Below are 14,782 nucleotides of genomic sequence, written 5' to 3' on the forward strand. Positions count from 1 at the left end.
ATGGCGTTGTTCGAATTCCCGGCCTCCTACGCGCAGCGGCGCATGTGGCTGCTCGACCGGCTCGACCCGGGCCAGGCCAACTACGTCATCGGCTGGGCGATATGGCTCGACGGCCCGCTCGACGAAGCCGCCCTCGCCCGTGCCTGGGACGCTGCCCTGCAGCGGCACGAGGCGCTGCGCACGACCGTGCGAGACGACGCCGGGGAGCCCGTCCAGGTCATCGACGAGGACACCGCCGCCGCCCGGCTTCGCGTCGAGGATGCCGACCCGCAGACCGCCCGCGACCGGATCCGGGCGCTCGCCGCGACGCCGTTCGACCTGGCCGCCGGGCCACTCGCCCGGGCCGTGCTGCTGCGCCTGGGCGCCCGGCGGCACGTGCTGGCCGTCGTCGTGCACCACATCGTCGCCGACGGCTGGACGTTGCGGCAGCTGTTCCAGGAGCTGGTCGCCGACTATGCGGCCGACGGGGCCGTGACGCCGGAGCCGCCGCTGCAGTACGCCGACTTCACCCAGTGGCAGTTCGAGCACGCCGATGCCGGCGGGTTCGCCGACGACGAACGGTTCTGGACCGCCGAGCTGGCCGGCGCGCCCGCCGAGCTGACGCTGCCCGTCGAACGGCCCTACCCGGCCAGGCAGCGCTTCGCCGCCGACGAGGTCGCGTTCACCGTTGACGAGCAGACCGCCGACCGGCTCCGGTCGCTGGCCCGGGAACGGTCCGGCACGCTGTTCGCCGTGGTGGCCGCCGCCTACGCCACCGTCCTGGCCCGCCTCGGCGCCGCCGAGGAGTTGCTCATCGGCGTACCGGTCTCGGCCCGCACCCGCGCCGAGACCGAGACGGTCGCCGGCCTGTTCGTCAACACCGTCGCCGTCCGGGTCGACCTGCGCGGCGACCCCGGCCTGGCCACGCTCGTCGACCGGGTGCACACCGCCACCACGCGGGCCCTGGCTCACCAGGAGGTGCCGTTCGCGCGGGTGGTGGAGCTGTGCCGCCCGGAGCGCAGCCACACCCGGCTGCCCCTGGTGCAGGTGCTCTGCGCCGTGGAGGACCCGTGGCCGGCCACGGCCACCGGTGGGCTGTGCTGGCAGCCGGAGCTCATTCCGAACGGCACCGGCAAGTTCGAGCTGGAGCTGACCGTCACCGACGGCCCGGGCGTGCTGACCGGGCGGCTGAACTACCTCACCGACCTGTTCGGCCCCGACGGCGCCCGGCGGATCGCCGACGCGATCCGGCTCACCCTGGAGCAGCTGGCCCGGGACAGCGCCGTACGCGTGTCCGATGTGGACCTTCTTACCCCGGCGACCCGTGACCTCGTGACCGTGGCATGGCCAGCCGGCACCCGGCCCGCGCCCGCCGACACCACCGCCACCGAGCTGCTGGCGCCGGCGTGCACCGGCGACCTGCGGGACACCGTCGAGCGAATCGCCGCCGCGCTGCGTGAGCGGGGCTCCGCCGTGCAGGACACCGTGGCGATCCTGCTGCCCCGCTCGGCCTGGGCGTTGGCGGCGTTGCTCGGCGTGTGGTGGACCGGCGGGGCCTATCTGCCGCTCGACCCGGCCGCCCCGGTCGAGCGGCTGCGCGGCATGCTTACCGACGCCGGCGTCCGGACGCTCATCACCCACCGGGATCTGCTCACGTCCGACCTCGAGGCAGAACACGTGCTCGACCTGGCAGACCTGGCCGACTTCGCGGGACGAACCGAGCCGGTGGCGGTACCGCCGACCGCCGCGGCTTACGAGCTGTTCACCTCCGGCACCACCGGGCGGCCCAAGGCGGTCACCGTCACCCAGGGGGCGGTCGGCGCGCTGCTGCTCGCGCTGCGTGACCTGCTGCCGATCCGGCCCGGCGACCGGATGGCCATCCTGGCCACGCTCGCCTTCGACATCTCCGTGGTCGAGCAGCTGATGCCCATGCTGACCGGCGCCACGCGCGTCGTCGTGCCCGACGACATCGCGGTAGACGGACAGCTGCTGCGCCGCATGCTCGAAGCCGACGAGGTCACGGTCGTGCAGGCCACCCCGACGACCTGGCGCATGCTGGCCGCCGCCGGCGGCGTGCCGGACACGGTGCGGGTGCGGGTCACGGGCGGCGAAGCGATCGCCCGTGACCTGGCCACCGCCCTGATGGAGGGGCCGGAGGTCGCGCTGTGCAACCTTTACGGGCCGACCGAGACGACCGTCTACTGCACCGGCGCCGTCGTCACCGACCGCACCGGGCCGCTCGACGTCGGCGTGGCGTTCCCCGGCAGCCGCGCCTACGTCCTCGACGAGCAGCTGCGGCCCGTCCCACCGATGGTCACCGGCGAGATCTACCTCGGCGGCGCCTGCCTTGCCCGCGGTTACCGCGGGGCGCCCGGCCTCACGGCGGAGAAGTTCCTGCCCGACCCGTTCACTCCGGGCGAGCGGCTGTACCGCTCCGGCGACCTGGGCCGCTGGCGCCCGGACGGACGGCTGGAGATCCTCGGCCGCGCCGATCGGCAGCTCAAGGTGCGCGGCTTCCGGGTCGAGTCAGCCGAGATCGAGGCGGTGCTGCGCCGCCACCCCGGTGTCGTCGACGCCCTCGTCACCGCGAGCGGTGGCCCGAGCGGCGACCTGCGCCTCGCCGCCTACCTGGTCGTGCGGGACGGCGCGGGTGACCCGCCGGACGGTCTGCTGGAACACCTGCACCGGTTCCTGCCCGGGTACATGATCCCGGCCGCGTTCGTGACGGTCCCGGAGCTGCCGCGCACCGAGCGGGGCAAGGTCGACCCGAGCTCGCTGCCCGAGCCGCAGTGGGGTGCCGCAGGCCGGGCCGAAGGGCCGGGCCGGGCCGCTGAGACCCCGGTCGAGCGGGAGCTGACCGCGATGGTCGGTGAGCTGCTGGGCCTGTCCGGCCCGGTCGGCGTCGACGACAACTTCTTCGTCCTCGGCGGGCACTCCTTCACCGCTGCGCAGCTGATGGCCCGCCTCCGTGCCCGCTATGGCGTCGAGCTGCCGGTGCGGGCACTGTTCGACAACCCGACGATGGCCGCCCTGGCGAAAGCCGTCGAGGTGCCGACGGGGGACGACTTCCTCGACGTGCTCACCGATGCCGACGTCGAGGAACTGCTGCGATGATCGACGACCTGCCGCGCCTCGTCGAGGCCGGGATCGTGCCACCGGCCGACGCCGACCGTCTCGCCGCGCTGTACGGCAAGAGCTCGACCGCACAGCAGTGGCAGGCCGCCCTGGAACCGGTACTGCGCGCCGTCTACCACAAGGCCTACGGCTACGCCGACGCCTGGGCGGTCGCCCACGCCAGCGGCGTGAGCTACGCGAGCGACAACGACTTCACCGAGGCCGAAACCGTCGAGTTCGCCAGGACGTACGCCGCGCTCAGCACCGACGCGAACCTCGCGGCCTTCACCGCCGCGAACACCACCGCCAACGCCCGCCTGCTCGCCGACGCCTACGCCACCGGTGACCCGGACGCTCTCGCCGCCACCTATCCGCAGGCCCTCCGCAACGCGTACGCGGCCGCCCTCGGGCTGCGCACCGTCGCGGCCTCACCTGCCCAGCAACGCCTCTGGTTCCTTGCCCGGCTCGACGGCACCGCCTCCGCCGCCTACCACATGCCGCTGGTGTACCGGCTGAACGGCCTGCTCGACCGCGATGCGCTGAGCCGGGCCGTCGACCACCTCGTCGCCCGGCACGCGGCCCTGCGCACCCGGTTCACCGAGCGCGACGGCGTGCTGTTGCAGCACATCGACCCGCCGGCCACCGGCGTGCTCACCGTCCACGACCTGGAACCCGGAATCCTCGAGCGCACTGCGTCAGACCCGTTCGACCTCGAGACCGGGCCGCTGCTGCGGGCCCGGCTCATCGTGGTCGGCCCCGACGAGCACCTGCTCGCCTTGACCCTGCATCACATCGTCGCGGACGGCTGGTCCCTGGCCGTGCTGCGGCGCGAGCTGGGTGCGCTGTACCGCGGCGAAACGCTGCCGCGGCTGCCGGTCACCTCGGCCGGCCGGACCGTTGCGGTCGAGCACGAGGCGTACTGGCGTAAGGTCCTCGACGGCGCGCCCACCCTGCTGGACCTGCCCACCGACCGGCCCCGGCCGGCCGAGCAGGACTACACCGGCGGCATGATCGAGCTGACCCTCGACGCCGAGCTGACCGCATCGCTGAGCGCGCTCGCCGCCGAGACCGGCACGACTCTGTTCATGACCGTGCTGACCGGCTGGCTCGTCGTCCTGTCCCGGCTTGCCGGGCAGTCCGACGTCGTGGTCGGCACCCCGGTCGCCAACCGGCCGACAACCGAGGACGAGACGGCCGTCGGGCTCTACGCCAACACCGTCGCTCTGCGGGTCGGCGTCGACGGCGAGATCAGCGTGCGCGACCTGCTTCACCGGGTGCGTGACAGCGTGCTCGGCGCCCTCGAACACCAGCACGTGCCGTTCGAACGGGTCGTCGAGCTGATCAGCCCGCCGCGCAGCCCGGCGTATCCGCCGATCGTGCAGAGCATGGTCGCCTGGGAGAACGTCACCGGCACCAGCCTCGATCTGCCCGGCCTCACCGTCACTGCGCAGCAGCCGCCGTGGGCGATGGCCAAGTTCGACCTCACGCTCGGCCTGCTCGAACGTGACGGCCGGGTCTTCGGTGAGCTCGAGTACGCCGCAGCGCTGTTCGATGAGGCCACCGTGCGCCGGTACGCCGGGCACCTGCAGCACGTACTCGGCCAGCTGAGCACCGCGGACCGTCCGGTGCGCGACCTGCGGCTGCTCACCGGAGCCGAACGGCGGCAGCTGCTCGACGACGGCAACCGCGAGAGCATCGCAGTGCCCAAGGACCTGCTGCTGCACCAGCTTTTCGAGGCCCACGCCGCTCGCGACCCGCACGCCGTCGCGGTCGTCGACGGCACCGAACGGCTCACGTACGGTGAGCTGAACCGGCGGGCCAACCGCCTCGCCCACCACCTGCGCGGCCTCGGGGCCGGTGTGGACAGCATCGTCGGGGTCTGCCTGGACCGCTCCGCCCTGGCCGTGACCACGGTGCTCGCCGTGCTCAAGGCCGGCGCCGCGTATCTGCCGCTCGACCCGGACCATCCGCCGCAGCGCCTCGCCGACATGCTCGCCGACAGCACTCCGGTGGCCGTGCTGAGCACCGGCGGCCGAATTCCCGGCTGCCTCGACCTCGATGCATTCACCTGGGCGGAGGGCCCGGACACCGACCTGGCGCCGGCCGGAACTCAGCGCTCGCTCGCCTACGTCATCTACACCTCCGGCACGACCGGCAAGCCCAACGGCGTGCTCGTCGAGCACCGCGGCATCCTCGCCGTCGCCGCGGCCTGGGAACGTGTCCTCGATCTGCGCCCCGGCCTTGTGCACCTGCAACTGGCCGGGTTCGCCTTCGATGTGTTCACCGCGGACGTCGTCCGCAGCCTCGGCTTCGGCGGCACCCTCGTGCTGTGCCCGCGCGAGACGATGGCCGACCCGGCCGCCCTGCACGCCACCATCCGCGAGCACGGCGTCGGCCTGCTCGACATCGTCCCGGCGGTCCTGCTGCCGCTGCTGGACCACCTCGAGGACACCGGCGGCGACCTCACCGGCCTGACCACCATCCTGTGCGGCTCCGACGTGTGGAGCGCCGCCGACGCGGCCCGGCTGCGGCGGCTGTGTGGCCCCGATGTACGCGTCATCAACGCCTACGGCGTCACCGAGGCCGCCGTCGACAGCGCCTACCACCTCGTGCCGGCCGACCCGTCCTCCGTGCGGCGGCTGCCGATTGGCCGGCCGCTGCCCAACACCCGCATCTACCTGCTCGACGAGCGCGGCGAACCGGTGCCGGCCGGCGTCCTCGGCGAACTGCACATCGGCGGCGCCGGGGTCGCCCGCGGCTACCTCAACCGGCCCGAGCTGACCGCCGAGCGGTTCCGGAACAGCCCGTTCGTCGCCCGGGACCGCCTCTACCGCACCGGCGATCTGGCCCGCCGGCTGCCCGACGGGCAGCTGGAGTTCGCCGGTCGCCGAGACCACCAGGTGAAGGTGCGCGGCCTGCGCATCGAGCTCGGTGAGATCGAGACCCGGATCGCCGCCCACCCCGACGTCCGCGACGCCGTCGTCACCGTCAACGGCGGCAACCTGTTCGGCTACTACCGGGCCGGGCAGGACGTGCCAGAACTGAGCCGCTGGCTCGCCGACGCGCTGCCAGCCCACCTCGTCCCGGCCGTCCTCGTGCGCGTCATCACCTGGCCGCTCACCCCGAACGGCAAGGTCGACCGCCGCGCACTGCCCGTGCCGGGCCTGCCCGATCCGCTGGGGTACGCCGCTCCGGACGGCCCGCTGGAGATCGCCCTGGCTGCGCTGTGGGCCGAGCTGCTCGGTGTGGAACGGGTCGGCCGGCACGACGACTTCTTCGCCCTCGGCGGGCACTCGCTGCTCGCGCTGCGGCTCGCCGCGAAGGTGCGCGCCACCCTCGGTCACGAGTTCCCACCGGCCGTCCTGTTCGCCGCGCCGACCCTCGCCGCGCTCGCCGCCCGGCTCGCCCCGCAGGGCACCGCCGAACCGCTGACGCCGATCACGCCGATTCGGCGGACCGGGCCGGTGCCGGTGTCCCTCGCCCAGCGCCGGCTGTGGCTGCTCACCCAGCTCGACGGGGCGGCCGAGGCGTACCACATGCCGCTGGTGTTGGAGATGCGCGGCTGGCTCGACCGGCCCGCGCTGGGCCGGGCCCTCGACGCGCTCGCCGAACGGCACGACACGCTGCGCACCCGGTTCGTCGTGCGGGCCGGGGAACCGCTGCAGGACCTCGGGCCGGCACCGGAGCTGACCGTCACCGACCTCACCGGACGCTCCGACGCCGAGCAGCGGCTCGCCGAACTTGTCGACGCCGCCGTGACCGACCCGTTCGACCTCGTCGCCGGGCCGCCCGCCCGGTGGCGGTTGGTCGTGCTCGCCCCCGACCAGTGTGTGCTGCTGGTGACGCTGCACCACATCGTCGCCGACGGCTGGTCGTTCGGCGTGCTGCTGCGCGAGCTCGGCGCCCTCTACGCCGGGCAGACCCTCGCGCCATTGCCGGTCCGCTACGCCGACTTCGCCGCCTGGCAGCAGGAGTGGATCACCAGCGAAGCGGCCCGGCGGCAGGAGCAGTTCTGGCTGCGGGCACTGCACGGCGCACCGGCCCTGCTGGAGCTGCCGCTGGATCATCCGCGCCCGGCCGAACAGGACTTCCGCGGCGCCACCGTGCCGGTCGAGCTCGACGCCGAACTGACCACCGCCTTGCGCGCGCTCGCCGCGGACACCGGCGCGACCCTGTTCATGGTCCTGCTGGCCGGCTGGGCACTCGTCTTGTCCCGGCTGTCCGGGCAGGCCGACGTGGTCGTCGGCACGCCTACCGCCAACCGGCGCCGCGCCGAGCTGGACGGGCTCATCGGCTTCTTCGTCAACACCCTCGCGCTGCGCATCGACCTGACCGGCCCGTACACCGGCGCCGACCTGGTCCGGCTGGTGCGGGACGCGACTCTGGCCGCGCTCGACCACCAGGATCTGCCGTTCGAACATGTCGTCGAGCTGGTCAACCCGCCGCGCAGTCTCGCGCATACCCCGCTGTTCCAGGCGATGTTCGCCTGGCAGCACACCGCCGACGCGCCGGTCGCCATGCCCGGCGTCGAGGTGCTCGACCGGCCCGCACCGTGGAGCGCGGCAAAATTCGACCTGGCCCTGTCGCTGCAGGAGGACGACGGGCGGATCACCGGCGCCCTCGAGTACGCCACCGCCCTGTTCACCGCCGGCACCGCGCAGCGGTGGGCCGGCTACCTGCGTGCGGCACTCGCCGGGCTGGCCGCGGGCCCCGACCGTCCACTGAGTGCGGTGGCATTGCTCGACGCGGCCGAGCGCGAGCGCCTCGTCACCGGCTGGAACCGGCCGGTACCACCGCCGCTGCGCGGGATCCGTGACCGGTTCGCCGACCAGGTGCGCCGGGCACCCGGCGCGGCCGCGGTGACCTTCGAGCAGCAAACCCTGAGCTACGAAGAGCTCGACGCCCGGGCCGGCCGGCTGGCCGCGCGGCTCGTGCGGCACGGCGCTGGGCCCGACCGGCTCGTCGGACTGTGCCTGCGCCGCTCACCCGAGCTGATCGTCGCGGTCGTCGCCGCGCTCAAGGCCGGCGCCGCCTACGTCCCGCTCGACCCCGACCATCCGGTCGGGCGCCTCGCCGGGCTCGTGCGTGACTGCCGGCCCGTGGCGCTGCTCGCCGAGAAGGCCACCGACGCGGTGATGACCGAGGTCACGGCCGCGCTCGACGACCCACCCGCGGTGCTCGCCGTCGGCGACGAGCTCGGCGACGCTCCGATTGCGGGCCGGGCACCGGTCGACGACAACCTCGCCTATGTGCTCTACACCTCCGGTACCACCGGAACACCGAAAGGCGTGGCGCAGACCTGGCGGGCGATGGACAACCTGATCGACTGGCAGCTGCGCCAGGCCACGCCGGAAAACCCGGTGCCTGCCCGGGTGCTGCAGTTCGCCTCGATCGGCTTCGACGTCTCGTTCCAGGAGATCTGGACCACGCTGTGCGCCGGTGGGACCCTGGTGCTGCTCGACGACGCCCACCGCAAGGATCTCGGCGAGCTGCGCGACCTCATCGCCGAGCAGCGCATCGAGCGAGCCTTCCTGCCCGCCGCCGTGCTGCACCATCTGGCCAACCTCGCAGCCGCCGAACCGGCCACTGCCGCGGCGGGCCGATGTGAGATCGTCACCGCCGGTGAGGCACTGCGGGTCAACGACGACCTGCGCCGGCTGCTCACCCGGCTCGGCGGCGCCTACCTGCACAACCAGTACGGCCCGACCGAGACCCACGTCGCCACCCAGCACACGCTCGCCGTCGCCGACGCAGCCAACTGGCCCGCCCTGCCGCCGATCGGCCGACCCCTCGCGGCCACCCGCGTCTACCTGCTCGACCAGCACCTCGAACCGGTGCCGGTCGGTGTCGTCGGCGAGATCTACATCGCCGGCGCCGGGCTCGCTCGCGGATACCTCAACCGGCCCGGCCCCACCGCCGCCGTGTTCCGGCCCGACCCGTTCGGCCCGCCCGGCAGCCGCATGTATGCCAGCGGCGACCTGGCCCGGCGCCGCGCCGACGGCGTCATCGACTATGTCGGGCGCGCCGACACTCAGGTGAAGGTGCGCGGCTTCCGGGTCGAGCTGGGCGAGGTCGAACACGCCCTGCTGCAGGCGCCCGGGGTGCGCGAGGCGGCCGTGCTGCGCCACGAGGACGAGCACGGCGACGCCTACCTGACCGGCTACCTCGCCGGTACCGCCACCGTCGAGCAGGCCCGTGACTCTCTGCGGCGGGCGCTGCCCGAGCACCTCGTGCCGACCCGATGGGTGCGCCTGGACCGGCTGCCGCTGACCGCCAACGGCAAGGTCGACCGGCGGGCGCTGCCGGCACCGGACTCCGGCGGCGACGACGAGCGCTACGTCGCGGCGCGCACCGAGCACGAGGCACGGATGGCCGGGATCTGGGCCGAGGTGCTGCGCCGCGACCGGGTGGGCGTCCACGACGACTTCTTCGCCCTCGGCGGGCACTCACTGCTGGCCACCCGGCTGCTGCACATCGTCGAGCAGCGTCTCGGCGCCCGGCTGTCCCTGCGCACGCTGTTCCAGCAGCCGGTCCTGGCCGACTTCGCCGCCGCCGCAGCGGAAGCGACCGGACGTGTGGATGCTCCACCGCCGATCGCGGCCGACCCGGCCGGGCGGTTCGCGCCGTTCCCACTCACCGACATCCAGCAGGCATACTGGGTCGGTCGCAGCGGCACCATCGAGCTGGGTGGAGTCGGCGCGCACGGCTACACCGAGATTCGCTTCGGTGAATTCGACCCGGACCGGTTCGAAGAGGCCGTCAACCGGCTCATCGACCGGCACGACATGCTGCGCGCGGTCTTCCACCCCGACGGCACCCAGCAGGTCCAACCGGCCGTCCCGCGGTACCGCCCGGCCCGCACCGACCTGCGCGGCCTCGATGCCCAGACCGCCGAGGCCGGGCTCGCGGCGGTCCGCGACCGGATGGCCGCGCAGGTCTTCGACGCCGAGAAGTGGCCACTGTTCGAGTTCGCCGTGACCATCCTCGATGGACAGACCCGGCTGCACATGAGCCTCGACGCGCTTGTCGTCGACGCGGCCAGTACCCGGCTGCTCGAACACGAGCTGACCGTGTTCTACCGAGACCCCGCCGCCGAGCTGCCGCCGATCGGGCTCACCTTCCGCGACTACGTCCTGGCCGAGCGGACCCACCGCGACGGCCCCCGCTACCGGCGCGCCCTGACCTACTGGCGGGAACGAGCCGCCGACCTGGCCCTGGCACCCGATCTGCCGCTGGTCCGCCAGCCGGAGACCATCGAGGCGCCCCGGTTCACCCGCTTCGACGAGGTATTCCCGGCGCCGCAGTGGAGCCGGCTCAAGGACCTTGCCGGGCAGCACTCGGTCACCCCGTCGGCGTTGCTGCTCACCGCGTTCGCGCAGGTGCTCGCCCGGTGGAGCCGGCACCCGCGGTTCACCCTGAGCCTGCCGCTGTTCAACCGGCTGCCGCTGCACCCCGACGTCAACGCGGTCATCGGCGACTTCACCTCCCTGGTGCTGGTGGAGGTGACGCTCGACCCGGCCGCCTCGTTCGCCGAGGCGGCCCGCGCCGTGCAACTGCGGATGTGGCACGACATCGACCACTCGGCGGTGAGCGGGGTACGGGTCAACCGGCTCATCGCCGAGGCCCGCGGCACCCCGCAGGCGGCCATGCCGATCGTGTTCAACAGCACGCTCGCCGACGTCGGCGACGGCACCGCCCTCGACCTCGCCGACGGGCTCGGCGGCCGGGTCGTGCACGGCATCACCCAGACCCCGCAGGTCTGGCTCGACCACACCGTCGCCGAGGTCGGCGGCCGGCTGCTGACCAACTGGGACAGCGTCATCGAACTGTTCCCCGATGGCCTCATCGGCACCATGTTCGACGCCTACCGCGGCCTCCTCGGCACCCTCGCCGACCCGGCCGCCTGGCAGTACACGGTGGACCGCCTGCTGCCGGTGGCCGCTCCGCTCGCCCGGCCGGTGCTGCCCGCCGACCTGGCGGACCGGCCGCTGCTGCACGAGCTGTTCGACCGGCAGGCCCTGGCCAGCCCCGACGCCGACGCCGTGCTCGCCGCCGACCGCCGGCTCAGCTACGCCGCGCTGCGCACCGAGGCGCGGAACCTGGCCGGTCGGCTCCAGGCGCAGGGCGTCGCCCCCGGCGACCTCGTCGCCGTGCTCACCGAGCGGGGCTGGCGACAGGTCGTGGCCACCCTCGCGGTGCTCTACGCCGGCGGCGCCTACCTGCCGCTCGACCCGGACTGGCCGCAGGAGCGCCGGGACCGGCTCGTCGCCGAATCCGGGGCCTGCCTGGTGCTCGGACCCGACCTCGACGTGAGCCCCGGCGGGCCCGCCCTGGTCCCGGTGAGCGTCACCGCGACCGATCTGGCCTATGTCATCTACACCTCCGGCTCCACCGGCCGGCCCAAAGGCGTGCAGATCGACCATCGCGGCGCCGTCAACACCATCCTCGACGTCAACGAGCGATTCGGCGTCGGCCCCACCGACCGGGTGCTCGCCCTGTCCGCGCTGAGCTTCGACCTGTCGGTGTGGGACATCTTCGGCACGCTCGGCGCCGGCGCCGCCGTCGTCACGCTCGAACCGGACCTGGCCCGCGACCCGGCGCACTGGCTCGACCGGCTGCACACCCACCGGGTCAGCGTGTGGAACTCGGTGCCCGCACTGCTCGGACTGCTCGTCGAATACGCCGAGGCCGGACACCCGCTCCCCGCCTCGCTGCGCCTGGCCATGCTGTCCGGCGACTGGATCCCGGTGCCGCTGCCCGACCGCGTCCGGGCACTGCGCCCCGGCATCGCCGTACACAGCCTCGGTGGCGCGACCGAGGCGTCGATCTGGTCGATCCACCACCCGGTCGGCGCCGTCGACCCGGCCGCCCGCAGCATCCCGTACGGCACAGCCATGGCCGGGCAGTCGTTCCACGTCCTCGACGATGCCCTGGCACCCCGGCCGGTCTGGGCCGCCGGGCAGCTGTACATCGGCGGGATCGGCCTGGCCCAGGGCTACCGCGGCGACGACGCCCGCACCGCCGCCGCGTTCATCACCCACCCGGTCACCGGCGAGCGGCTGTACCGCACCGGCGACCTCGGACGACTGCTGCCCGACGGCGCCATCGAATTCCTCGGCCGCGAGGACGATCAGGTCAAGGTCCAGGGCTACCGGATCGAGCTGGGTGAGATCGAGGTGGCGCTGCGCGCCCACCCGGCGGTCCGGGCCGCCGCCGTCAAGCTGTACGGCGCCGCGCAGGAGGCCAAACGCCTGGCCGGCTACGTGGTCACCGACGGCTCGGTCATGGCCGGGCAGCTGCGCGAGCACCTGGCCGGTCTGTTGCCCGGCTACATGGTGCCGGCCACGATCACGTTTCTCGATGCGCTGCCGCTGTCGGCCAACGCGAAGGTCGACCGGTCGCGGCTGCCCGAGCCCGCCGCGCCGGCCCCGGACGTATCCGACCCGCAGGACCCCGTCGTCGCCCGGATCTCCAGGATCGTCGCCGGGATCCTCGGCCGCGACGCGGTACCCGTGCACGACAACCTGCTCCTGCTCGGTGCCACGTCGATCGACATGGTGCGTATCGCCAACGCGCTCGACCAGGACCTCAAGTTCCGCCCGAATCTGGCCCGGTTCATGCGCGGCCCGACCGTCGCCGAGCTGTTCGCCATGTATCAGCAGGACGCCGCCAACACCCGCATCGCCGCGACCGCCCGGCAGGGCGCGAAGGTGGTCGACGACCCGGCGCAGCGGGCCGCGCTGAAGGCTCGCGCCGCCGGTCGCCGCCACGTCGAGGAGTCCCTGCCGGCCATCACCCTCGGCACGGCCGACGGCACCGACGACCGCTATGCACGCTTCCGCTCCACCCGGCAATTCGATCCTGCACCGATCGCCCCGGCGATGCTGGCCGGCCTTCTCGACAGCCTGGTCCGGCGCGATGTCGACGGCGCGCCGAAATTCCTCTACGCCTCGGCCGGCGGTGCCTACCCGGTGCAGACCTACCTCTACGTCAAGCCGGGCCGGGTCGACGGAGTGCCCGCCGGGGCCTACTACCACGATCCGGACGGCCACCGGCTCGTCGCCCTCGGCACCGGCCGGGAGCTGTCCGCCGACGCCTACGACTACTTCGTCAACCGCCCGGTCTACGAGCAGGCCGCCTTCGCCCTGTTCCTCATCGCCGAGCTGGACGCCATCGAGCCGCTCTACGGCGAGGCCGCCGCCGGGTTCTGCCGGATCGAGGCCGGCGGGATGGCCCAGCTGCTCACCATGACCGCCCCCGAGTACGGGCTCGGCCTGTGCGGCATCGGCTCCCTGGTGGACGCCGACATCGCGGCGCTGTTCGATCTCGGCGCCAGCCACCAACTCATCTACTCGATGGTCGGCGGCCGCCCGGCAGCGCCCGGGTCCACGGTGGACATGGACGACATGGAAGACATCGAGATATGAACGCCTACGAGTTGCTCGACCTGCTCAACCGCTCGTCGATAGCCATCGAGGTCGACGGCGACCGGCTGCGCTTCAGGGCATCGCGCGGCCGGCTCAGCCCCGACCTGGTCGCGGCGCTGCGCCAGCACAAGGCCGAGCTGATCGCGATCCTGACCGGCGGCGGCGATCGAGTCCCACTCGACCGGCGGCCCGACCCGGGCGCGCCGGTGCCGCTGTCGTTCGCGCAACGCCAGTTGTGGTTCCTCGACCAGCTGGCCCCCGGCAACCCGGTCTACCACAATCCGGTCGCCATCGATCTGACCGGGCCGGTCGACCCCGAGGTGCTGGCTCGGGCGCTTACCGAGGTGGTGCGCCGGCACGAGACGCTGCGTACGACGTTCGACGCGCGCGACGGCGAGCCGATGCAGCGGGTGCACCCGCCCCGGCCGGTGGCGCTGCCGATCGTGGACCTGCGCGGTCAGCCGGCGGCCGAGATCGAGCGGGCCACGGCGGCGGCCGCCGACGAGCCGTTCGATCTGAGCACCGGCCCGCTGCTGCGGGCCCGGCTGCTGCACTGCGCCGACGAGCGGTACCGGCTGCTGCTCACCGTGCACCACATCGTCGCCGACGGCTGGTCGATCGGCATCCTGCTGCGCGAGTTCGCCGCCCTCGTCGGCGGGCAGTCGCTGCCCGAACCTCCGGTGCAGTACGCCGACTACGTACTCTGGCAACGCCGCCGCCTCGACGACGGCGAACTGGAGCGTCAGCTCGGCTACTGGACCGGGCAGCTGGCCGGCGCCCCCGACCTGCTCGCCCTGCCCACCGATCGGCCGCGCCCGGCGGTGCAGCGTTTCGCCGGGCAGTCGACCGTCACCACCGTCGACGCGGCCGTGGCCGGTGGGCTGCACGCGGTGTCGCGGGCGGGGCAGACCACACTGTTCAGTACCCTCGCGGCGGCGCTGTCGGTGCTGCTGTGGCGCTACACCGGCCAGGGCGACATCTGCCTCGGCACGCCCTTCGCCAACCGGAGCCACCGCGACGTCGAGGGCCTGATCGGCCACTTCATCAACACCGTCGTGCTGCGCACCCGCATCGACCCGGCCCGCCCGTTCGCGCAGCTGCGCGACGAGGTGCGCGACACCGTGCTCGCCGCGCAGGCCAGCCCCGACCTGCCCTTCGAACGCCTCGTCGAGGCCCTGCACCCGCAGCGTAGCCCCAGCCACAGCCCACTGTTCCAGGTGATGCTGGTGCTGCAGAACCTGCCGCGCGGCGGGTTCGAGCTG

At 73.4% G+C, this 14,782-nt stretch carries 3 protein-coding genes (1 of these 3 running past the window's edge); all 3 read left to right on the forward strand.

Translation table 11 applies throughout. From position 1 onward, the window contains the following. Tightly spaced (each overlapping or abutting the next), the 3 genes in view from EV385_RS26115 to EV385_RS26125 form a layout consistent with a single transcriptional unit that may run on beyond the window. Positions 1–3,093, forward strand: coding sequence for a non-ribosomal peptide synthetase (locus EV385_RS26115; RefSeq protein WP_130511831.1), 3,093 nt, complete (start codon positions 1–3; stop codon positions 3,091–3,093). Beyond that, positions 3,090–13,520, forward strand: a complete 10,431-nt coding sequence (locus EV385_RS26120; protein WP_130511832.1) for a non-ribosomal peptide synthetase — start codon at positions 3,090–3,092, stop codon at positions 13,518–13,520. Before EV385_RS26115 ends, EV385_RS26120 begins: the two co-directional genes overlap by 4 nt. Next, positions 13,517–14,782: the beginning of a non-ribosomal peptide synthetase gene (locus tag EV385_RS26125; protein ID WP_130511833.1), read on the forward strand. The gene runs 2,748 nt beyond the window's last position; only the first 1,266 of its 4,014 coding nucleotides appear in the window; its start codon is at positions 13,517–13,519; its stop codon lies off the right edge, out of view. The genes EV385_RS26120 and EV385_RS26125 overlap by 4 nt, the downstream gene beginning before the upstream one ends.

It is taken from the genome of Krasilnikovia cinnamomea, from assembly GCF_004217545.1.
Classification (GTDB): domain Bacteria; phylum Actinomycetota; class Actinomycetes; order Mycobacteriales; family Micromonosporaceae; genus Actinoplanes; species Actinoplanes cinnamomeus.

What these genes read in the sequence shown, in the direction of transcription:
- EV385_RS26115 (WP_130511831.1), top strand. Translation starts at nt 1, where the DNA reads ATGGCGTTGTTCGAATTCCCGGCCTCCTACGCGCAGCGGCGCATGTGG.
- EV385_RS26120 (WP_130511832.1), top strand. Translation starts at nt 3,090, where the DNA reads ATGATCGACGACCTGCCGCGCCTCGTCGAGGCCGGGATCGTGCCACCG.